This window comes from Flavobacterium sp. 245 (assembly GCF_004362055.1).
GTDB lineage: Bacteria > Bacteroidota > Bacteroidia > Flavobacteriales > Flavobacteriaceae > Flavobacterium.
This window is the reverse complement of record NZ_SNXB01000006.1, coordinates 84,306-105,162: the sequence shown is the minus strand read 5'-3', so window position 1 is coordinate 105,162 and position 20,857 is coordinate 84,306. Positions and strand designations below refer to the sequence as shown.

Annotated in this window: 19 protein-coding genes; 9 read left to right on the top strand and 10 right to left on the bottom strand. The window is 37.8% G+C overall.

The genetic code is table 11. The features are described from left to right. The first annotated feature begins 127 nt into the window (after positions 1–127). The 3 genes from EV145_RS13400 (at position 128) to EV145_RS13390 (ending at position 3,910) form a co-directional block, all read left to right on the top strand. Positions 128–547, top strand: coding sequence for a hypothetical protein (locus tag EV145_RS13400; protein ID WP_133525708.1), 420 nt, complete (start codon positions 128–130; stop codon positions 545–547). Between the two features lie 124 nt (positions 548–671). Further along, on the top strand, positions 672–2,456 hold the full coding sequence (locus EV145_RS13395; RefSeq protein WP_133525707.1) for a chloride channel protein: 1,785 nt from the start codon (positions 672–674) through the stop codon (positions 2,454–2,456). A 143-nt stretch (positions 2,457–2,599) separates the two neighbouring features. Next, positions 2,600–3,910, top strand: coding sequence for a DUF389 domain-containing protein (locus EV145_RS13390; RefSeq protein ID WP_133525706.1), 1,311 nt, complete (start codon positions 2,600–2,602; stop codon positions 3,908–3,910). On the opposite strand, the gene nhaA is transcribed toward EV145_RS13390, so the two are convergent. From nhaA to EV145_RS13365, 5 genes are all read right to left on the bottom strand, one after another. Continuing rightward, positions 3,907–5,100 carry a Na+/H+ antiporter NhaA gene (nhaA, locus tag EV145_RS13385; RefSeq protein ID WP_133525705.1) on the bottom strand — a complete coding sequence of 398 codons (1,194 nt, stop codon included), beginning with the start codon at positions 5,098–5,100 and terminating at the stop codon, positions 3,907–3,909. The two genes, EV145_RS13390 and nhaA, sit on opposite strands and share 4 nt — an antisense overlap. Positions 5,101–5,664: 564 nt before the next feature. Beyond that, positions 5,665–7,140: a DUF1254 domain-containing protein gene (locus tag EV145_RS13380; RefSeq protein WP_133525704.1), complete on the bottom strand. Its 1,476-nt coding sequence runs from the start codon at positions 7,138–7,140 to the stop codon at positions 5,665–5,667. Positions 7,141–7,165: 25 nt separating this feature from the next. After that, positions 7,166–8,509, bottom strand: coding sequence for a DUF1214 domain-containing protein (locus EV145_RS13375; protein WP_133525703.1), 1,344 nt, complete (start codon positions 8,507–8,509; stop codon positions 7,166–7,168). A gap of 94 nt (positions 8,510–8,603) precedes the next feature. Further along, the gene (locus tag EV145_RS13370) at positions 8,604–9,428 is read right to left on the bottom strand and encodes a hypothetical protein (protein WP_133525702.1); all 825 of its coding nucleotides are present in this window, start codon (positions 9,426–9,428) and stop codon (positions 8,604–8,606) included. Positions 9,429–10,097: 669 nt separating this feature from the next. Continuing rightward, positions 10,098–10,388, bottom strand: a complete 291-nt coding sequence (locus EV145_RS13365) for an IS6 family transposase (protein ID WP_133525701.1) — start codon at positions 10,386–10,388, stop codon at positions 10,098–10,100. Between the two features lie 307 nt (positions 10,389–10,695). Here EV145_RS13365 and EV145_RS13360 point away from each other — a divergent pair, with 307 nt between their 5' ends. Then, positions 10,696–10,935: a hypothetical protein gene (locus tag EV145_RS13360; RefSeq protein WP_133525700.1), complete on the top strand. Its 240-nt coding sequence runs from the start codon at positions 10,696–10,698 to the stop codon at positions 10,933–10,935. After that, positions 10,925–11,671: a zeta toxin family protein gene (locus tag EV145_RS13355; RefSeq protein WP_133525699.1), complete on the top strand. Its 747-nt coding sequence runs from the start codon at positions 10,925–10,927 to the stop codon at positions 11,669–11,671. The genes EV145_RS13360 and EV145_RS13355 overlap by 11 nt, the downstream gene beginning before the upstream one ends. 532 nt (positions 11,672–12,203) lie before the next feature. Here the strand turns inward: EV145_RS13355 and EV145_RS13350 are convergent. From EV145_RS13350 to dnaK, 5 genes are all read right to left on the bottom strand, one after another. Continuing rightward, positions 12,204–12,545 carry a helix-turn-helix domain-containing protein gene (locus tag EV145_RS13350; RefSeq protein WP_133525698.1) on the bottom strand — a complete coding sequence of 114 codons (342 nt, stop codon included), beginning with the start codon at positions 12,543–12,545 and terminating at the stop codon, positions 12,204–12,206. A 107-nt stretch (positions 12,546–12,652) separates the two neighbouring features. Next, entirely contained in the window at positions 12,653–13,402 is a 750-nt protein-coding gene (locus EV145_RS13345) for a hypothetical protein (RefSeq protein WP_133525697.1), read from the bottom strand. After that, a complete protein-coding gene (locus EV145_RS13340) occupies positions 13,399–14,658 on the bottom strand; it encodes a site-specific integrase (RefSeq protein ID WP_133525696.1) in 1,260 nt (419 codons plus the stop codon). The genes EV145_RS13345 and EV145_RS13340 overlap by 4 nt, the downstream gene beginning before the upstream one ends. Then, positions 14,655–15,209: a helix-turn-helix domain-containing protein gene (locus tag EV145_RS13335; RefSeq protein WP_133525695.1), complete on the bottom strand. Its 555-nt coding sequence runs from the start codon at positions 15,207–15,209 to the stop codon at positions 14,655–14,657. The genes EV145_RS13340 and EV145_RS13335 overlap by 4 nt, the downstream gene beginning before the upstream one ends. A 204-nt stretch (positions 15,210–15,413) precedes the next feature. Continuing rightward, positions 15,414–17,297, bottom strand: coding sequence for a molecular chaperone DnaK (gene dnaK / locus EV145_RS13330; RefSeq protein ID WP_133525694.1), 1,884 nt, complete (start codon positions 17,295–17,297; stop codon positions 15,414–15,416). Positions 17,298–17,561: 264 nt separating this feature from the next. Here dnaK and EV145_RS13325 point away from each other — a divergent pair, with 264 nt between their 5' ends. The 4 genes from EV145_RS13325 to EV145_RS13310 all read left to right on the top strand — a co-directional run bounded on the left by EV145_RS13325 (position 17,562) and on the right by EV145_RS13310 (position 20,842). Beyond that, the gene (locus EV145_RS13325) at positions 17,562–18,263 is read left to right on the top strand and encodes a DUF2225 domain-containing protein (RefSeq protein WP_133525693.1); all 702 of its coding nucleotides are present in this window, start codon (positions 17,562–17,564) and stop codon (positions 18,261–18,263) included. A gap of 161 nt (positions 18,264–18,424) precedes the next feature. Then, the gene (locus EV145_RS13320; RefSeq protein ID WP_133525692.1) at positions 18,425–18,784 is read left to right on the top strand and encodes a hypothetical protein; all 360 of its coding nucleotides are present in this window, start codon (positions 18,425–18,427) and stop codon (positions 18,782–18,784) included. 114 nt (positions 18,785–18,898) lie between these two features. Further along, entirely contained in the window at positions 18,899–19,522 is a 624-nt protein-coding gene (locus EV145_RS13315; protein WP_133525691.1) for a hypothetical protein, read from the top strand. Positions 19,523–19,573: 51 nt separating this feature from the next. After that, the gene (locus EV145_RS13310) at positions 19,574–20,842 is read left to right on the top strand and encodes a Na+/H+ antiporter (protein WP_133525690.1); all 1,269 of its coding nucleotides are present in this window, start codon (positions 19,574–19,576) and stop codon (positions 20,840–20,842) included. Positions 20,843–20,857 lie beyond the last annotated feature (15 nt).

Sequence of the window (20,857 nt, the reverse complement as noted above, 5' to 3'; positions counted from 1 at the left end):
CCAATTCAATTGGGCATTATATCTGAATAACATCACAGCATCTGGATAAATTGTCCCGGCATAAAAAAACAGATAAGAATCCCAGATAAAAAACCACTACCTTTAAATCAGCGAACAGTAATCGAAAATGGATAGATTTTTTGAAAAATTAACCTCTCATCTGGCAAAAAATCCCAGACGACTTTTCTTAATTGACTCTGCGGGGGCTCTGCTAACCGCTGTGCTGCTCTGTGGAGTGCTTTCAAATCTAAGCCCCTATATTGGCATGCCCAAGACAACACTGGATTTACTCTTCTCCATAGCGGCTTGTTTCTGGCTTTACTCATCGGTCTGCTTTTTATTTTTAAAAACACAATGGACGCTTTACATCAGACTAATTAGTTTTGCCAATTTACTGTACTGCGCGCTGACCATTGCCTTTTTATTCATTCATTACAACAAGCTTACAATTCTTGATTTTACATACTTTTTAACTGAAACAGCAATCATCTGCCTGCTTGTTTATACAGAGCTTAGCGTATCGGGAAAAATTCTAAACAAGCGGTAATGGCAGTCAAATTATCTCGCGCCGTAAACCCCGCCTTTAAAATTAGCATTACATTAACGTTTGGTTTTTCCCAGAAACCCCTTTGAAGAGGTAACTTTGCGATTCTACAATACAATTTAGTAAAATGTTCAAAAAACAATTCGTAAAGGCCAAAAACCTGCTGATCTGGGGACAGGAAAAATTAACCAAAAAACAGTTTATTTTTCTCTCCAGTGTCCTTATCGGAATTATTTCCGCCTTTGCCGTGATCTTCTTAAAAGCCTTTGCGCACTGGGTCTATTCTTTTGCAACCTATATCAACGGCACCTTAAAGCTGAGTTTTATAAACAGCATCCTGCCGGTTATTGGTATCCTTTTAACTGTTTTTGTGGTGAAAAGAGTACTCGGTGGCACCCTGGAGAAAGGGACTTCACAGATTTTATATATTGTGGCCAGAAAAGCCAGCATTATTCCCAAAAAACAGATGTATGCCCAGATTATCACCAGCTCGCTCACCGTAGGGCTTGGAGGATCTGCAGGACTGGAAAGCCCCATTGTGATCACAGGCGCCGCTTTTGGCTCCAATTTTGCCCAGCAGTTCAAGTTAAGCTACCAGGAACGCACGCTGCTCATTGGCTGCGGTGTGGCCGCCGGTATAGCGGCCGCCTTTAATGCGCCGATTGCCGGGGTGCTCTTTGCTATCGAGGTGCTGCTGGTGGATGTCACCATTTCGGCCTTTACCCCTATTATGATTGCAGCTGCCACCGGAACACTGGTTTCCACCATAGTGCTTAATGAGAATATACTGCTGACCTTCAGGGAAAAACAGACTTTTGATTACCATAATATTCCCTTTTACGTCTTGATGGGGCTTTTCACGGGTTTTATTGCTGTTTTTTACGCCCGGAAATTTTTAAAAACCGAGCACTATTTTGCCCATTTAAAACTTGGCATCTATAAAAAAGCGCTAATCGGAGCCTGCGTTTTAGGACTGATGATCTTTATATTTCCCACTCTTTTTGGTGAAGGGTACGAAAGCATTAAAACCCTGGCCGATAAAGAGCCAGGAAAACTTCTGGAAAACACGCTCTTTGGAGATTATGCGAGCAACAGCTGGGTACTGCTGGCCTTTGTTGGTTTTTCAATGATGCTCAAGGCATTTGCCTCGGGAATAACTTTGGGAAGCGGCGGTAACGGCGGTAATTTCGCCCCTTCGCTCTTTCTTGGATCTTACGCCGGATATTTCTTTTCCAAGTTTTTAAACCTTACCGGCCTTACTGATCTGCCTGTCAGCAACTTTACCCTTGTGGGGATGGCAGGGATCCTCAGCGGCCTGTTTCATGCGCCGCTAACGGCTATTTTCCTTATCGCTGAGATAACAGGAGGATACGATCTGATGATTCCCCTTATGATTGTAGCCTCTGTGAGTTTTGCTGTTTCCAAGCGTTTTGAAAAACACTCGCTGGATGTAAAGAACCTGGCAAAAAAAGGAAATGTTTTTACCGGCAACAAGGATACCAATATCCTGTGCACCCTTGAAATTGAAGACCTTGTAAAAAAAGATTATCTTACTATAGAGAGCAGTCAAAACCTTGAAAATGTTGCCGATCTTCTCGCGCACTCCGATCAGGTTATTTTTGGGGTTGTAAACGGTGAAAATGACCTGCAGGGACTGGTGTATTTTAATGATATAAGGGAGGTGATTTTCGATAATCTCAAAGCGGAAAATATCCTGGTAAAAGATATAATGGTACAGCCCATTCAGACTGCGGACCTCTTTGACAGCATGCAGACCGTTATGAACAAGTTTGAAAAAAGCAATAAGGCCTTCCTGCCGGTGCTTAAAAACGGGAAGTACTATGGTTTTATAACCAAATCAGATGTACTGGAATCGTATCGAAACAGGCTAAAATCAATGATTTTTGAATAAAACCTTCCTTGTATAAGCATCACTCAAACTGGCTTTGAGCTGTCATTTGCCCAATTTCAATAAATAATTTATTAAAATTAGTCTTATCTTAGCAATGCATGCCAAAAATAAGGCATTACAAAGCCCTGCTAATTTTATAGATTATGAGAAAAATTACAGACCTGCTCAACCTTCGAGACGGAGAAGATGACAGGGTAAAAACCCTGGAAGCGGTAAAGAACAATATAACGTTCAAAGGAGCAAACCTTTGGATTTTAGCCTGCGCCATTATTGTCGCCTCGGTTGGGTTAAATGTAAACTCAACAGCTGTGATTATCGGGGCAATGCTCATATCCCCTCTTATGGGACCCATTGTGGGGGCCGGATTCGCATTGGGTATTTATGATTTTTCATTGCTGAAAAGATCACTCAAAAATTTACTGACTGCAACAGTAGTAAGCCTGGTGGTTTCGACCTTATATTTTTACCTTAGTCCCTTCAAGGATGTGCAGTCCGAACTGCTGGCCAGGACTTCCCCAAATATCTATGATATCCTTATTGCCTTTTTCGGGGGTGTTGTGGGAGTGATTGCCGTTACAAGGTCAGAAAAAGGCAATCCAATTCCCGGAGTGGCTATTGCAACGGCCCTTATGCCGCCCCTGTGTACGGCCGGTTACGGGATTGCCACCGCGCAGTGGACCTTTTTTTTAGGGGCATTTTATCTCTACTGCATCAACTGCGTGTTTATAGGAATTGCTACTTTTTTAATCATTAAATACCTTAACTACCCGGCCGTTAAACAAGTGGATGAAAGACACCAAAAACGGGTAAAGTATACCATTGCCTTTTTAATAACAATTATGCTTGTGCCCAGCAGTTATCTGGCCTACTCCCTTTACAGGGAGCAGCAGTTCAAAAAAAATGCAGATCTTTTCATTGAGAGTGAATTCACCAATAAAGGATATACCATAGTGTATAAAAAAACTGATTTTACCCCTAAAGCTAAAAAACTCGAGCTGGCTTTCCTCTCCAGACGGTTTTCTGAATCAGAAATAAAAGAGCTTAAAGATAAAATGAGCCAAAATAAATACCTGGCCGGCACACAGTTGCAGATCCGTCAGGACAGCACTGACCGCTTCAATGCTTTAAAGGGCGATATCCTGAGCCAGATTAAAAGCAGTGAGAATGAGATGAACGTCAAGGACGTTAAGATCATGCAGCTGGAAAAGCAGCTGAGAAAGAACAAATTTGACAATCGTCAGATCTTAAAAGAAACCAGGGCTTTATTTCCCGAGGTAAGTTCACTCTCCATCAATAAAAGCAGCCTTGTTAATCAAAAAGACAGCATTACAACGATAACGGCCGTTATCTATGACGGCGCTAAAACTCTAAGTCCGGCCCAGAGCGACAAACTCAAGCTGTGGCTCAATGAGCGCCTGCTGGTAAAAGATGTGGAACTTTTCAAGAAACATTAAGTATCCCCAAGCGCTTTTTTCTGCTTTTTATTGTACAGGCTCAAAATACAAAATCCTGAAATACCGGCAATTGTAGAGGCAATGAGTATCGCGAATTTGGCTTCATTTTGATGCAGTGCATCTCCAAAGGAAAGAAGTGCTATAAAAATCGACATTGTAAATCCGATCCCGCCCAGCAGACCAAGCCCCAGCACATGCATCCAGGTAACAGACTGGGGAAGTTCGGCAATTTTCAGCTTGACCGACAGCCATGACATTATAAAAATTCCAATGGGTTTGCCTAAAAACAATCCAAGGATAATACCCAGTCCCAGATTACTGAAAAGCCCTGATATCATCTCAGATTCAAAGGTGATGTTGGTATTGGCAAGGGCAAAAATAGGCATGATAATAAAATTTACCGGACGGGTCAGGGCATGTTCCAGTTTTTCAAGAGCAGACTCCGTATCATCCTCAGTAGTGGGCAGCGTTATGGCTACCAGAACACCGGCAATAGTGGCATGAATACCCGAGTGATGAATAAAATACCAAATAACTGCCCCGGGGATCAGGTAAAAAAACAGATTTTTTACACCCATTCGATTAAAAACAATCAATAGGACAAACAATGCCCCTGCATATCCTAAATAGATAAAATTAAGTTCCGAGGAGTAAAATATGGCTATTACTAAAATCGCAATAAGGTCATCCACAATAGCCAGCGCGGCCAGAAATATTTTAAGGCCCGAAGGCACCTTACTGCCTAAAAGGGATAAAATCCCCAGTGCAAAAGCAATATCGGTAGCCATTGGAATCCCCCAGCCTTTAGAAGTATGCGGATCGCCGTTATTAAAAAAGAAATAAATTAAGGCCGGAACCGCTACACCGCCCACTGCGGCAAGCACCGGAAGGGAAGCCTGGGCAAATGAGGAGAGCTCCCCTTCCACTATCTCCCTTTTTATTTCCAGTCCCACCAGAAGAAAAAAAACAGCCATAAGCCCGTCATTGATCCAGAGTAGGACCGGATATTTTAAATGCAGCGAAGAAGTATGGAATCCCAGTTCAAAATTAAGCAGTTCCTTAAAACCATCCGACCATCCTGAATTGGCGATCAAAAGCGATATAAGTACACAGATTAATAATATGATTCCGCCCGCTGAGGAGGATCGGAAAAAATGAGAAAAGACCTTAAGATTTATGAGTTTTGCCATAAATACAAATTTAACCCTTAAAAAATTATTCTCCGAGCTTATTTTAAAAATTAATCAAATTTAGACCTATCATAACCATAAAATAAGAGAGGCAGCACATACGGTCAATATGTCGTCATATTCCGAACTGTTACCTGCTGGCCATAAATTTAAAAGCCCCCAAAGTCATTAACTTCAGGGGCTTTTTGGATAAAATTTATATTCAGCAGCTCAATTTGACAGAGGGCCTCTTACTGCAGATTTTGATTCAAGGCTTATACAGGTTATTCAAATACCTTGCCTTATACAACTTTAAAAATTGCTCTCTGGCCTTTTAGCCTTTCATATGCAGTTTTGTATGATCTTAAATATTCTGATGGAGCTACCCCGGCATGTTTTATAAAAGCCCGGTAGCCGGTCGTCCTGGATTTAAATCCTGAGGCTAAAATCATTTTTCTTTTTGGAAATTAGAATGCTTTCCAATTTTGCTAAATAAAAATGTTTTTCTTTAGATGTTAATTTTTCAAATCCCATATTTTATTGATCTAATATCCAAAGCAATACCTACCTCATTTAATCCAACTATCATCTGATCTCTTTGATATCATCCATTTTCCAGCTTTTGTCAAAGTAAGCCGCGGTTGGCCCGTAAAAACGCATGTAGGTAAACCAGTGTTTCCCTGGCAGGGTCTGTACCCAGTTTTTCTCTTTTCCTGCAGGCGCCTTTGGACCAAAGTACAGGTCAACAGAGCCATCTTCATTTTTTATCAGGTCCTTACGCGAAGACAGATCAGCATTTTTCTGAGCATTATCAATCAGACAGCGTGTTGCCGAATCATAAATGGTAATGGACCAGAAATTAACCGCCGGCGGATTGGCGGGAACATTCAGCGTGTAATTTTTTCCCCCGTCCAGCCAGCTTCCATTGCTGTCATAATAGGATCCCAGATAAGCCTGGCCCACATTGGGGATTTTGGTAATCATGGCTTTTGAATAGGTAACCGCCTCGTAGAAATAAGAAGTCCTTTCGAAAAACTCATCATAATTGTCAGCATGCTGCGAGGGATCTTTGATAATCATCACATAATCCCATTTTTTGTCCGGCCAGTGTTTAACGTTTTCAAAACGTTTATTGAATGAATTTGCCATTGCCATCTGCTGTCCTTTTTCGGCCGCAGCAATTAATATTTTCTTTTGGCGCTCGTCCGGATTAAATGGTTTTCCTTTCTCTATTCCGAGATTCCGGAGCCAGGCCATAAAAAAGCGATCACGATCTTCTACCGGCTCATTTTGCAAAATAGCATGAAGCCTTTCCCAATAAGCAATTCCGGCGGGCTGAATTCCGTACCATTTTTTACCCGACGGCGGGCTCACGACTTTTGTCGGTGTCGGATTAGCACGCTTATCATACGGATAAATTTTCACCTGTTTTACCAGAGTTTCAGTGACTTTTGGATCAGGATCCAAAGCCCTGAATCCAAAAAACATATTCACGGTATTGCAGGGAACTATAAAATATCCTGCAGGTTTGAAATCTTTCATAGTGGGCGGCACCAAAATATATTTTCCCCCTTTTCCTTTGTCCGGCCCCATTTCTCCAATTACGGCCTGCTCGCGCTGCCAGAAATCTCCAAGTCCGCCAGCGGTATGCCCTGCTGGCATTTCAATAACCGTTGGCCCGTTTGCCGCCAGATCAATAAAAGACATTATATAAGGCGTTGTAGCATTTCCGGTCAGGATTCCCAATCGATCATTGTAGGTGTTATAAAAAACCAGGTCATTGCTTGATGCATTGAATGTTTTATAATGAATCTGCTGCCACTGGGCAAAAGCCACAATTGGCAGTCCCCATAAATAACACTGCGTGGCCTGCTGAAAATCCATCTCGTCAAACAAGGCTGGAATTGATTCTTTTGAAGGCAGTTCTCCATCCATTTTTATTTCATTTCCCGAAGATGTTTGAACAGTTGTCGATGCAGTGTTTTCCGTTTCGGGCTTTTTACATCCAATATTTAAAATCAATGCGCAAGCCGTTAAAATTAAGAGGCATTTACTTTTCATGATGATCATTTTATATGGTTAAGCATTATTTAATTTCTTGAATTGGAGCAGGAAACCATTTGCCGTCCAGCACCGGTTTTTTCGACACATACATACGCATGGTAAGCGCAAAACCTTTTCCTGCCGGGGTTGGCAGCCAATTGCTTGGGATGGCAACTTTGGGCAGGGAAGAACCCAGCCAGATACTCAAAGAACCATCGGCATTTTTCTTTAATCCCGAAACGTTGTTCAGATTATAGCGCTTCAGTTTATTGTCCACCACCCTGTAATCCGGTACGCTGTACAAAGTGACAGACCAAAAAGCATTGACCAACAAATCGGGAATATCATCTTTTGGAAATTTAATCTCATAAACTTTGTCCCCGCTTAATAATTCTTTTTTGGAATCTGTAAGCCCGACAAAATAAATGGCCTCTTCTATTCGGTTGGCCCACAAGCCCCCGTAATTGACAATAGCCCTGGCCATAATATCATCGCCAAAATTACCCGCGGCATACGATACGGACCAGCCTCCTTTTTGGGTGCCAAAACCTTTTGCGCCTTCTAAAAATGCAGGAATTGCTTTTGTTTTAACAACCTGATCAATACGCTCTTTTGCCTTATCACCAGTTTTGGCATACTGGCCAACCGCAATTGCTTTTGCCTGATATTCTTTGGCTTTTGGCATTGCATCAGATGCTGAATCGAGAACCTCCTGGACCTTATCAAAAATTTCACCGCCAATGGGCGCTTTTGGAGTAAAATCAGGAATGGTGAGAGGCGGTGCGATTTTAATACCGTCTGGAACTATAAAAGTAAATTGCTCCTGAAGCTTTTTGGCCGTGGCCGAAGTTCCTTTTAATTCTACCCTGGCCAGCATTTTTACTTTTTCCGATGGCAGTTCCACTTTTACAACATCTGAAGGAATTGTCGGATTTGAACCTTTTAGAACCAGAGCAAATTTTCCCCAAGGTGTTTTGGGAAAATTTCTTTCGTTAATATTGGTTATTACTTCTCCCCAGCCATCGAGTAATTGAGCGGTATAATAACGTCCTTCAATTTTAGGAACATTCAAAATAACAGCATGATCCTTATCAACAGCGATCCAGGCTTCCAGATAAGCGACATCCAGATTTGGGTTTACAAACTGCGCAGAGCCAAGCGGGTTGTATTTGATTTTATTATACCCTGCTTTCTCCACATTAATATCATGATTTTCCTGCTGGATTACCAGATATCTTCCGTACAGATACGTATATGCGTCAATGATATCCTGATCAGATGGAACTGCAGGCTTTTCAGAACTTGCAGCAGCAGTTGGAGATGTGTTTTCTTTCTTGCATCCAGCTGCGATAAAAACCACAAAAAGTGTAATAAGTATTTTTTTCATTTTGCTAAATTTAATTAGGTATCAAATTTTATATCTCTATTTTATCAAAAATCCTTTTCAAGGACTATAATCTTTTAGTTTTTTAATGACCAAATTATTGTGGAAATATAAAAGAGACAACAGCTCGGAGTCCCCAATCGGGTCTTATATTGGAATGACCGACAACTGGTATTAAAGGCATAACGGCAAATTGCATGGTCTGTCCGCCTAATTTTGTAATGGCTCCAACATTTGGACTAACGGTAATAAGGGTTGTTTTTCCCTCCCGGTTTTGGGTAATCTCTGATGTGATTCCTAAACTCGCCCCGCTTTTATAACTGTGCGTTAAAAATATCTGGGTATAAAACTGATTAAAATCAGCCCGGTTTTCATTTCCCGCCACAGACCATATCTGATTGGCTAAAAAACCAATAGAAAGTCCTTTTCCCTGATGCATCACCAAAACACTTGGACCAATACCAAATTTTTCGGTTCCTAAAAATTTTTCGGTTGCAGTCGGGACCAAAAAAGCGGGACCAAATCCCAAAATAATGCCCTTGGTTTTAGGAGCAAAAAAAGCAGTTACAGTGGCATCACTTAAACCAAATTCATGCATATTTTCTCCTGTTACATCCTGCTGGTCTACCACGGGAAGAATGTAGCGTGTAATCAGGTTTAAATTATCACTCAATTTAAAAGGAATAACAGGCTGGATATTGATTTGGTATTTTGAACCGTTATAAGGACCAATTCCGTATGTTAAATTATTCTGCAGGGGAACACTGATCAAACTTGCAACAGGATTGGCCAGTTTATCTGCCAGTTCCTGGGCACTTGATCCCGATTTTTCAGGTTCTTCCTGTGCTGCGACGGAATAAGGAATAAGATAAAAAAATGCCATTGTCGCTATAAGGTAAAAGTGATGTTTAGAAAATTTCATAGTTAATGGTTTTATGTCAATATGCTAATGGAACTTTACAATTATAAAGACGTTTGAATTTAATGGATTCTAATCAGTCTTCTTTTATAAAAGTAGGAAAAATTACAACAAACAAAACACAACTGATTAAAAATTAATGCATTAATTTTATATCTATGATTTTTCAATGAAAATATTTAACTAAAAAAACTAATAACTGCTTGTGGTTTTCCATTCTTTTAACAGCGTATTTTGAAAATAAATTTACAAGTTTTTTCTTTAAAAGAGTTGTTGCAGATTTTGCCACAAAAGCTAAGTCGGTTTTAACATCAAGAAGTTTAACGATTGCTTTTTTGATTCTTTCATTCAATCCCCAACGGGACATCCAAACCAAAATACTAAAGACATAGAGAGACGGACACCTACATCCAGAAAGCCAATCTCTTCAAATCGTCCATAAATTTTATAGAAATTTATCCTGTTCCTGTCACAAACAAGCCAAATGGCGCCAATTGAAGACAATTGGAGCCATTTTTTATAATCTCACTTATTTTTATTAGTCTAAAGAGCCGGGCTCTCCAGCCGCCCTAGCCCCGATTGCTTCGCCAGTTCGCTTCGCTCGTGTGCAGTGAAAATCCTTTTTTGCCGAGGCTGGTCACAAAAGATTGGAACTTATAGCGGGAAAAGCTCCTAAAAAATAATATTAAACCTAAAAATAATATTAACACCAAAACCTTTTACTTTGATATAGGTTTCATCCAATCTCCAACTCGCCCCCACTCTGCCTTTTCTCTTCTTCATCTCTGACTCAAGCAAAGGTGTAAACTTATAAACCCAGCGCTGAATAGCAGCATGATCAAGAGAAGCTCCTCGCATTTTCATGATCTCTTGAGCATCCCGATAGCTTAATGTAAACCTAAGCTTAAAATATACGGCCTGCAGTATAATAGACTTCGGATAGCAATGACCTTTAGTATTCATGAGTTTAAGAATTAAAATGGCAAAGATAAAACTTAGCTTTAGATGCGACAGAACCAAAATTTCATACTAAAAATTATTTCGGAAACAATTCGATTGTGTCCAAACTCATACATAATTGAAACAGATAAATAATCTTTCTTGAGATTCCATATTAACTTTTAAATTGTGTCCACGCAGTAATATACATATTAAAGAAATTGTTCACTTACTTCCACATAGTTTCTTCTGTAATTTGCTTAGAAACTTAGTTCATCTTTGTATTGTTAACGATTTTCATTATATTTGTATTCCATATACTTTCTTTCATATGAAACCTTCTAAATTATTCAGAAACGACTTCAAACAAACTAGATCACTTGTAGAAGCTGGAATAACCAGTGCCAAAAATGCTATACGTCAATCAAAAGCTTTAGATCTCCCGGTTACCTATATTAAAAATGATATAATTTATGTTGAGGATAAATCTGGTGTGAAACAGCAAGGTACTATTGTACGAAAAGAGCAGCCTAAAAATTTAATCAAAGGAATGATACTTCGTGCCAAATAATAAAAGAATACGCGTTTTTGCAGGTCCAAACGGATCTGGAAAAAGTACGCTTCAAAAAGAACTTTCCAAAACTTACTTTTCTGAAATTTTTGTGAATGCTGACGAAATTGAAAGAAAATTAAAAGACTTTAAGCTTATTGATTTAAATGATTATGGAGTAGTTGGATCAGAAGATAGTTTAGCTGAATTTAAAGATCTTCCAGACTCAATCTCACTGATAGAAAAAGCTACTGCTGATAATCATAAAATCAATATCACTGTAAATGAAAATTGCATTGTAGATTATTCAGATTCTAAGCATACTTATGAGGGTTCGTTTATTGCTTCCTATATTAGACATCTAATGGTTAAGCACAATAAATCTTTTGTATTTGAATCTGTTTTTAGTCATCCATCAAAAATTGCACAACTTCAAGATGCAATATCCAAAGGATATAGAATTTATCTATATTTTGTATGCATTGACAGTCCAGAGGTAAATGCAGCACGGGTTGAAGACCGCGTTAACAAAAATGGACACGATGTGGAATACTCAAAGGTAGTACAGCGCTATTACAGGACGCTTAAATATTTGCATCAAATATTACCTTTATGTTACCGAGCTTATCTATTTGATAATTCAGGAACTAAACAAGAATTAATTGCTGAATTATATCACAACGATATGAAAATTAAATCCGATAACTTTCCTAACTGGTTTTTGGATTATGTACTACCATATTACACAGCGGAATAATTATTCTTTATATTGATTTAGAAATATAAAACTCTCATCAGCGTTGAGAGAAATTCACTCTAAAGCAATTAAAATCTAAACACAAAAAATATTTTTAGTTTCTATACCAATTACCAATAGCAACGAATGTTAATTTATTTTTATAATTCTTTGAAATACTCTTGAAAGTGATATATTAATTGTGTCTACTAAAGATATTTCACTGATCTAAGCAGCTATTGTAGCGCTAATTAACTTTGGTAGGGGTACCTTTTTTGCAACAAAACTTAAGGCGGCTTTTACGAAATATTTAACCCGTTTAAGTTTTGTGGCAGAATCGTGGCACAATGAAAAAGTACAACCACAGCAAAATAAGGCTCTAAAAAGTTTAGGTTCGAAAAGTGTATTACGCTCCTTGAAACAGTTGAAATCGTGTCAAAGAAATGAATACTGAAAGGATGTAGTATTTTTCTTTAGATAACTTATCACATGTACTAAATCTCTTTAATAATATAATGGAGTAATATAAGTATCCTTGCGGTCTATTATCCCCCTATTTATTTCGATTATTATTATACTTCAATACTTCTGATTCGATTTCCTGTATTGTTTTCTTTTTGCCTTTAGAAATCCATTCTAAAAGTTCTTCTTCAAAAAAGTACAGCTTTTTACCATATTTATAGCACGGAATTTTTCTCTGCCTTACAAGAGTGTAAATTGTAGACTTTGCTTTTCCTATCAACCGGCTCGCTTCTTCAATACCGATGGGAATACTTTTTTCTTTAGATTCATATACCTGCACATTCTGAATCAGAAGTTTGATCTCGGCAATTTCTTTCACTAAGTGAGCTACTGCTTTGGGCAGATTCTCAAAAGAGATTTCGTTTGTGTCCATAACTGTCGTTTTTAATAGTTATGGTGCAAATGAAAAAAGTGTTTCAGCTGTGTTGTTCTTCACAGCTGAAACACCTGAAAAACACGGTGCTTTATACCTGTTGGTATTTAAAAATCTGCAAGATCTTCCATAATCTTTATAAGCCCTTTCTGTTCATCATCTTTGAGATGCGTTTTAATGCTGTTCTGCTCGACATCTTTTAAAGCTTCAGCAAAAGTCAGCTTTAAAAATTGTGCTGCTCTGTCCTGTATGCTGGCTTTAAAACAATTCCAGATATTCCAGCCAAAATGATACAGATCCAGATTGGACAGATCTTTTACTTTTACTGGTTTAATTTTTTCAAAATTTAGGTCTTCAGCATATATGATTATATTGCTGCCCAATTGCTTCAAATCATCATCCGACATGTACAGCGCAAACTCCTGCTGTGCATAACGGATGGCTGTATCAATTCTGGCCTGTTTTTTATTTCTGGCTGCATTTTGCCGCTCCTCCCTTATCTTCTCAATATCAATGGTTGCATTTTTATTTTCAAGCATTTCGGGCTTAATTAAAGCATCCTGCAGCTCCTCTTCTATTTTTACAAGGTCTTCATTTGGAATGGGGCTTTCAGGCGATTGCTTTTTTTCAGCCTTCAAAAAGCGATTCACCAATCTCTCTGCCAAATCGTTTAGAAATAAGCTTAGAATTGCAAACATTAAAACTCCAAATCCAGTGCTGATCCAAAAGAAAACGCCGGCCGTATATTCATCGGCGCCTTTTTCCAGCAGCACCAGTCTTCCGATTGCACCGACAAAGACACAGACTAAAAAAACAGACAGGTAAACTGTAATATATTCGAAGTACTTTATTTTCATTGCGCTCTTTTCTTTAAAGATTCCAATTGTATTGCCTGAGAAGCTCTGTTTTTCTTCTCATCTATTACCTTGGCGTAGATTTGGGTAGTTTTTACGTTGGTATGCCCAAGCATTTTGCTGACCGTATAGATGTCTGTCCCGCTGGACAGCTGCAGTGTAGCAAATGTATGGCGGAAGCAGTGGAAGGTAATGTTTTTTTTAATGCCGGCAGATTCAACCCATTTTTTCAGAGGTCTTGAAATCCACGATGGGTCCATCAGATCCTCAAAAACAAGCTGCCCGGGAAGCCTTGGCTCTCCGCAGAGTTGCAAAGCCTGCTCAGAAATAGGCATATATTCGACACCCCTTGTTTTTTTCTGGGTGAAATGCAGTTTGGCCATGTCGTCTTCCAGGTTTATCTCTTTCCAGCGGAGTTTCTGAATGTCGGAATGCCGCAGGCCGGTAAGCGCTGAGAAAAGCGCGGCTCTTTTAAGGACATCTTTTTCGCAGGGCGTTTCAGCCAGCACGTTCAATTCTTTAATGGTAAGATATTCGCGTCTTGATTCCTGCTCAGGTATGCCTTTTATTTTTGAAGACAAATCAACGGTTAGATATCCGTCGATAAAGGCCTGTTTTAAAGCCGCTTTAAATATGGAAAAATACCTTGCTGCAGTGTTGCGGGAAAGTATTCCTTTTTTGCCTCCGCCGAGCGGCGCAGCCAGCAGAAACAGCTTAAAATCTTCCGCCATTCTGCTGTCAATCTGGGAAAACACCAGCCTGCCTTTGGAATAGCTTTTTAAAAACTCTATGGTCCGCTCCCAATTGATCATAATGGATTTTGAACTTCGGGCATGCCTTTTTGCTGCCACAGAGGCAATGTATTTGATAAAATCCTCTTTTGCTTTTTCTTTCTGTTCAGCCAATAGGTTCTCAGCATCACTGTACAGATCTGTATTATCATATTCTTTCTGCCTGATTTTACGCACTCCGTCGGCATAGAGCATAATTTCACGGTCGGTTTCGCTTCTGGTGATTATTATTCCGTTATCGCTGCGTCTGGGCTTATAGGATTTTATGCCCTGCGCATCTGTACGGGCGGTTCTCTGCTTGTCCCACTCCACGGTTTTTACGGTTCTGTTTAAGTATTCACGGATTCTCTGTGGCGTTTTCTTTCCGGAAACCTCAACAGGATAGCTTTCTATGTAGACATACCATTCCTCTCGGTCTTCTGCTTTTCGAAGACGCACAGTCACCTTGGTTTTTGCTAATTGTTTCATATAAAATCATTTCCGTTATACAAGTTATCAATTTCGCTTTTTGGAGCATATACATGCTTTCCGATCTGCCTGGTAGGTATTGAATATTTCCTGATATGGCTGTAGACAGAACCTTCAGATATCTGAAATCTCTGAGCAATTTCACCAATCGAATAGCAGTCTTCTATTTCAAGACTGTATAATTTTTTCTTCGGTGGGCTTTCAGCCTGCTGCAGGATGCTTGCAGGGCCGAACATCTCTTCCATAACTCTGCGGTCTATTCTTATAAGGCGAGTCCCCAGATTAACTGAAGGAATTTTTCCCTGACCGACAAGCCGGTAAAGGGACTTATTGGGAATGCCAAAAAGCATGCCAGCTTCCGCGACAGAAATAAATGCCCTGTTCTGGGGTATTTTATCTACCAGCGCTTTGATCCCCACTTCCTTTTTAAGCCGTATCATCTTCTGTTTGTATGCTTTTTTACTGCATACATGCGAGCAGTAAACAGAAGTCACGGTTTTAGGCAGGAATTCTTTCCCACAATTAAGACATTGTTTATCAGATCTTTTCATAGTCTTTGTCTCCCATTAAAGTACTATAAGGGTACATAAGGGACACTTTGTCTCCCTTTAAGTGCCGGTACAAATATGGTACAAATATATGATAAAAAACGATTAAAAAACAGCAGAAACAAAAATGCATAAAAAAGAAAAACCGCTGTAAACTTTACGTTTACAGCGGTTTAGCACTTATTGTTAACTGATATTAATCAGTACTTATTTGACTTCTTCGAATTCAACGTCTTCAACATTGTCTCCAGATTGCTCTTGTTGTGGAGCAGCTTGTTGACCTTGTTCTCCACCTTGAGCGTACATTGCTTCTGTAGCTGTTTTCCAAGCTGCATTTACATTGTCTAATCCTTTTTGGATTGCATCAAGATCTTGAGATTGGTGAGCCATTCTCAATTCAGTTAAAGCATATTCAATAGCTGTTTTGTGCTCATCTGTAAGTTTATCTCCCAATTCTTTCAATTGACTTTCAGTTTGGAAAATAGTACTATCAGCTTCGTTCAATTTCTCAGCTCTTTCTTTTGCAATTCTGTCAGCATCAGCATTAGCTTCAGCATCTTTTTTCATTTTTTCGATTTCTTCAGCTGTTAATCCAGAAGAAGCTTCGATACGGATATCGTGAGATTTTCCAGTTCCTTTATCAGTTGCAGAAACTTTAATGATACCATTAGCATCGATATCGAAAGTTACTTCGATTTGAGGAACTCCTCTTGGTGCTGGTGGAATACCATCTAAGTGGAAACGACCGATAGTTTTGTTATCAACTGCCATAGCTCTTTCTCCTTGTAATACGTGGATTTCAACAGATGGTTGAGAATCAGCAGCAGTAGAGAATACTTGAGATTTTTTAGTTGGGATAGTTGTGTTAGACTCGATTAATTTAGTCAATACACCACCCATAGTTTCGATACCTAAAGAAAGAGGTGTTACGTCAAGTAACAATACATCTTTTACATCTCCAGATAAAACTCCACCTTGAATAGCAGCTCCAATAGCAACAACCTCATCAGGGTTAACACCTTTAGATGCTTTTTTACCGAAGAATTTTTCAACTTCGTCAGCGATTCTTGGCATACGAGTAGAACCTCCAACAAGGATTACTTCGTCAATATCAGATGTAGATAAACCTGCATCTTTTAATGCTTTAGCAACTGGCTCCATAGAACGTTTTACTAAAGTATCAGATAATTGCTCAAATTTAGCTCTAGATAATTTTTTCACTAAGTGTTTTGGTCCAGAAGCAGTAGCAGTTACGTATGGTAAGTTGATTTCTGTTTCAGCAGAAGATGATAATTCAATCTTAGCTTTCTCAGCAGCTTCTTTTAAACGTTGTAATGACATTGGGTCTAAACGTAAATCAATTCCTTCTTCAGTTTTGAATTCGTCAGCTAACCAGTCAATAATAACTTGGTCAAAATCATCACCACCTAAGTGAGTATCACCATTTGTAGACAATACTTCAAATACACCGTCTCCTAATTCAAGAACAGAGATATCAAAAGTACCTCCACCTAAATCGTAAACAGCAATTTTTTGATCAGTTCCTTTTTTATCTAATCCGTAAGCAAGTGCAGCTGCAGTTGGCTCGTTGATGATACGCATAACTTTAAGACCAGCAATTTCACCAGCTTCTTTAGTAGCTTGACGTTGTGCATCGTTAAAGTAAGCAGGAACAGTAATAACCGCTTCAGTTACAGTTTGACCTAAATAGTCTTCAGCAGTTTTTTTCATTTTTTGAAGTGTCATTGCAGACAATTCTTGAGCAGTGTATAAACGACCGTCAATATCCACACGTGGCGTATTGTTGTCACCTTTTACAACACTGTAAGGAACTCTTTTTGCCTCTTCTTGAGTTTCAGCAAAAGTGTGTCCCATAAAACGTTTAATAGAAGCAATCGTTTTTGTAGGATTCGTTACTGCTTGTCTTTTTGCAGGATCACCTACTTTAATTTCTCCACCTTCAACAAAAGCGATGATAGATGGTGTAGTTCTTTTTCCCTCTGCGTTAGGGATAACAACTGCTTCGTTACCTTCCATTACAGAAACACAAGAGTTCGTCGTACCTAAGTCAATTCCGATTATTTTACCCATTTTTTATATATTTAATTTTTGATTTAATTTTATTAACTCAGGTGGCATAAGTCAATCTTTGTGCCAATATAAAAAACTAAATAAAATTGTCAGTTTTGACGTCAGAACCTTAAAAACCATCTGACAACATGACATTTTCAAAACATGACAAGTGTGGCATATCAGTGTTTTGACTGTCATTATTAAGGTGTTTTATAAATTATGTTTCATAAATATTTTATCCATAAATTAATATTTTAAGTAAATTCGTTAAAAAAATTATTCATGAAAAAAATATACTTCGCCTTTTTATTCCTTTTTACACTAAACTTTATAAATGCACATACCTGCACAAACGAAACGGTGAATTGTCCTTTGGATAATACGAACGTTGACTTTTGTGTCACAATGAGTATGACAACATTTGGTTCTTTAAAAGATTTCCAAAAGCAAGGCGCTATTGGGAGTTTTTATGAGGAACTTATCAATTCATGTCCAAAATGTCATTTTTCAGGATATATTGATGATTTTAAAGCTACATACAGCGACGAAGAAAAAGCGAAAATAAAAACTTTTCTGCAGCAATATGAAAAAACAAAAATGTTTGATATTAATGAATGCAAAGTTGCTGGAGATTTAAAAGTATTTCTTTCTAAGCCAAATAAACAAATAGCGCACTGCTATTTAGTTGGTTCCTATTTAGCCCGAGACAAGGAGAAATTTCTTGAACTAAGAAAAGAACTTCAAATAAAAACTAAAACCTTCTTGATCCTCGCAATCGAAAAAAATGAATACGAAGATAAAACAGCCATTGCTAATATCGATTATTTAATAGCCGAAATGTATAGGAGAACGGCCAACTTTGATGATGCAATAAAATATTACGACCTTGCCCTAAATGATCCTAATAAACAAGAATGGATTGATGAAGTCGCAAAAATGCAAAAGGATCTTGCTTTGAAAAAAAATGATGACAATAATCTTTAATAACAGTTGTCACAATCGATTTAGGCAATTGGCTTTGTATTTGGGATGATTTAACAAATCCGAAAAATAGAACCTAATTTAATTCCAATCCCACTATAATAATGGAATGCAACGCTTATATCATGTCAAATTATAGGAAATCTAATAAATAAACTGTTAAAATGGGAATACTTGAAAAATTATTTGGAAAGCCGAAACCGAAAAATCCCGAAGATATTTTTTTAATTACAATTAATAAAGAATTTATTAGAGTCGAGCACCCTGAAAGAAAAACAGAAGAAATTTTATGGAATGATATTCAAGAAATAAAATTAATAAATACAGATGACGGACCTTTTGTACCCGATGTTTGGCTAGCATTACTTGGCGAAAATTCAGGGTGTCTTATTCCACATGGCGCTAAAGGATTTGAAACAGTTTATGAGATAATATCAAAATATGATAATTTCAATTTTGACAATTTTATTTCTTCAATGTCGTGCACAGATAATGAAGAATTTTTATTGTGGATAAAGCAATAGATATGTCGTATGATAACTAACAAAACGATTTTTTGAAAACAAGCTTAATGAATCGGTGTAAATAATGATATCAATTAAATTGATATCAACAAAAAAAAAACAATACTTCATAAAATGAGACTAAAACTAACTTTGCTTTTCCAAATTTTATCTATTTCGATCTTTGCACAGACAAACTTAGGAATTGGTTTGATATCTATTAAATTTAATGACAAAACCGTTTTGCCATTTTACTCTTCAATGAATGAAAAAGATCCTATAAAAACTATTCGATTTTTTAATGATAAATTAATTAACAGCTGGAATATTAAAGATCTTAAAAATCAGCAAAAATGGCTGAAACCAGAAGTGCTTTGGCTGGATTACAATTTCTTTGTTTTTCGTTGCGAGAAACAAGAAAATGACTGGTTTAAAATAATTGTAAATAATGAATCCGGAAAATCACTTTGGATTAAAAAAAATAAAATAACCGAATTTAAAAATTGGGAAAATTATCTTCAAGATATGTTTAGAATTGAAAGGGTCTCAAAAACGGACAAAATTTATAAATTACCCAATAATAATGCAACAACAATTAAATACTCTGGAGAGGATTGTTTTCAGGTTAAATCAGCAAAAGGAGACTGGATTGAAATTTTTACCTCAGAATGTGATGAATCAAAAAATGAAATAAAATCCGGCTGGATAAAATGGAAAGAAGGAAATCATTTATTGATTGAATATTTCCCAATAAGTTGATTAACAATCAAACTAATAATATCTACATTAGCATTTGTCTAAATTAAAAAAATGGAAAACTACACCATAATAATTTTCATATTAGCCATTGTAATTGGTATTTCTGCCTTTGCCGAAAAATCAAAACTGCCCTTCCCTATTCTTTTGGTAATTGTTGGAGTTGCGATTGGATTTATTCCGACTATGAATGAAATCGAAATTAATCCTGAAATTATTTTTCTGATTTTCCTGCCGCCGCTTTTATATGATGCTTCGTTTAATATTTCTCCAAAACATTTTAAAACAAATCTGAGCACGATAAGTACATTAGCCATTCCGTTAGTTTTTTTGACTACATTTTGGATAGCTGTGGTTTCTCATTACATGATTCCGGGTATGAGCTGGCCTTTATCATTTGTTCTGGGAGCGATTCTTTCGGCTACTGATGCGGTTGCTGCTATAAACATAACACGAGGTCTTGATATCCCTGAAAAAACACTCACAATACTTGAAGGCGAAAGCCTTATTAATGATGCGTCTGCATTAGTTGCGTATCGTTTTGCAGTTGCAGCGGTCATGGGTTCTGTTTTTATTATCTGGAAAGCCACGCTTCAGTTTGTGCTATTGCTTGGTGGCGGATTTTTAGTAGGCTTTGTGATGGGCAAAATCTTAGCTTTTATCCTGACAAAAGTTCGAAATAATATTAATGTTACTGTCAGCTTTATGCTCTTAATGCCATTTGTGACGTATCTTGTTGCAGAACATTTGCATGTTTCTGGCGTAATTGCTGTTGTATTTTTAGGTTTGGCGATGGCTCGTTTAAGCAACAAAATTTTACCTGAAAAATTAAGAACCAATTCTAAAAACCTTTGGGATGTGATTATCTTTTTACTCAACGGATTAATTTTCATCTTAATCGGACTCAATTTTAGGTACGTTTTAAAAGATATTGATGACGGAATGATTCTGCCATACATTGGCTACGCCTTTATAATTACAATTGTCGCATTATTAACCCGAATGGTGAGGATATTTTTTCAAAAAATAAACTTACAGAAAGCCTATTTGAAAAACAGCAAGAAAAAACGAAAAGTAAGTGAACATGCTTTACTAGATTCTAAAAACAGTTTTATTATCGCATGGTCAGGCATGCGTGGCATTGTTTCGCTTGCAATTGCTCTGGGTTTACCTAAATTTCTAGAAGACGGAACTCCTTTTCCGCATCGAAATGCTATTATTTTTATTTCGGTGGCAGTTGTACTAATTACGATAATTGGTCAAGGACTTACCTTGCCGTGGGTTGTAAAAAAAATAAACGCTAAAAACGACATTACGCAGTAATCAAAAAAGTTTCTT

Bases quoted from the DNA above. Each gene is read 5' to 3' on its own strand.
- EV145_RS13400 (WP_133525708.1), top strand. From the start codon at position 128: ATGGATAGATTTTTTGAAAAATTAACCTCTCATCTGGCAAAAAATCCC.
- EV145_RS13395 (WP_133525707.1), top strand. From the start codon at position 672: ATGTTCAAAAAACAATTCGTAAAGGCCAAAAACCTGCTGATCTGGGGA.
- EV145_RS13390 (WP_133525706.1), top strand. From the start codon at position 2,600: ATGAGAAAAATTACAGACCTGCTCAACCTTCGAGACGGAGAAGATGAC.
- nhaA (WP_133525705.1), bottom strand. From the start codon at position 5,100: ATGGCAAAACTCATAAATCTTAAGGTCTTTTCTCATTTTTTCCGATCC.
- EV145_RS13380 (WP_133525704.1), bottom strand. From the start codon at position 7,140: ATGAAAAGTAAATGCCTCTTAATTTTAACGGCTTGCGCATTGATTTTA.
- EV145_RS13375 (WP_133525703.1), bottom strand. From the start codon at position 8,509: ATGAAAAAAATACTTATTACACTTTTTGTGGTTTTTATCGCAGCTGGA.
- EV145_RS13370 (WP_133525702.1), bottom strand. From the start codon at position 9,428: ATGAAATTTTCTAAACATCACTTTTACCTTATAGCGACAATGGCATTT.
- EV145_RS13365 (WP_133525701.1), bottom strand. From the start codon at position 10,388: ATGAATACTAAAGGTCATTGCTATCCGAAGTCTATTATACTGCAGGCC.
- EV145_RS13360 (WP_133525700.1), top strand. From the start codon at position 10,696: ATGAAACCTTCTAAATTATTCAGAAACGACTTCAAACAAACTAGATCA.
- EV145_RS13350 (WP_133525698.1), bottom strand. From the start codon at position 12,545: ATGGACACAAACGAAATCTCTTTTGAGAATCTGCCCAAAGCAGTAGCT.
- EV145_RS13345 (WP_133525697.1), bottom strand. From the start codon at position 13,402: ATGAAAATAAAGTACTTCGAATATATTACAGTTTACCTGTCTGTTTTT.
- EV145_RS13340 (WP_133525696.1), bottom strand. From the start codon at position 14,658: ATGAAACAATTAGCAAAAACCAAGGTGACTGTGCGTCTTCGAAAAGCA.
- EV145_RS13335 (WP_133525695.1), bottom strand. From the start codon at position 15,209: ATGAAAAGATCTGATAAACAATGTCTTAATTGTGGGAAAGAATTCCTG.
- dnaK (WP_133525694.1), bottom strand. From the start codon at position 17,297: ATGGGTAAAATAATCGGAATTGACTTAGGTACGACGAACTCTTGTGTT.
- EV145_RS13325 (WP_133525693.1), top strand. From the start codon at position 17,562: ATGAAAAAAATATACTTCGCCTTTTTATTCCTTTTTACACTAAACTTT.
- EV145_RS13320 (WP_133525692.1), top strand. From the start codon at position 18,425: ATGGGAATACTTGAAAAATTATTTGGAAAGCCGAAACCGAAAAATCCC.
- EV145_RS13315 (WP_133525691.1), top strand. From the start codon at position 18,899: ATGAGACTAAAACTAACTTTGCTTTTCCAAATTTTATCTATTTCGATC.
- EV145_RS13310 (WP_133525690.1), top strand. From the start codon at position 19,574: ATGGAAAACTACACCATAATAATTTTCATATTAGCCATTGTAATTGGT.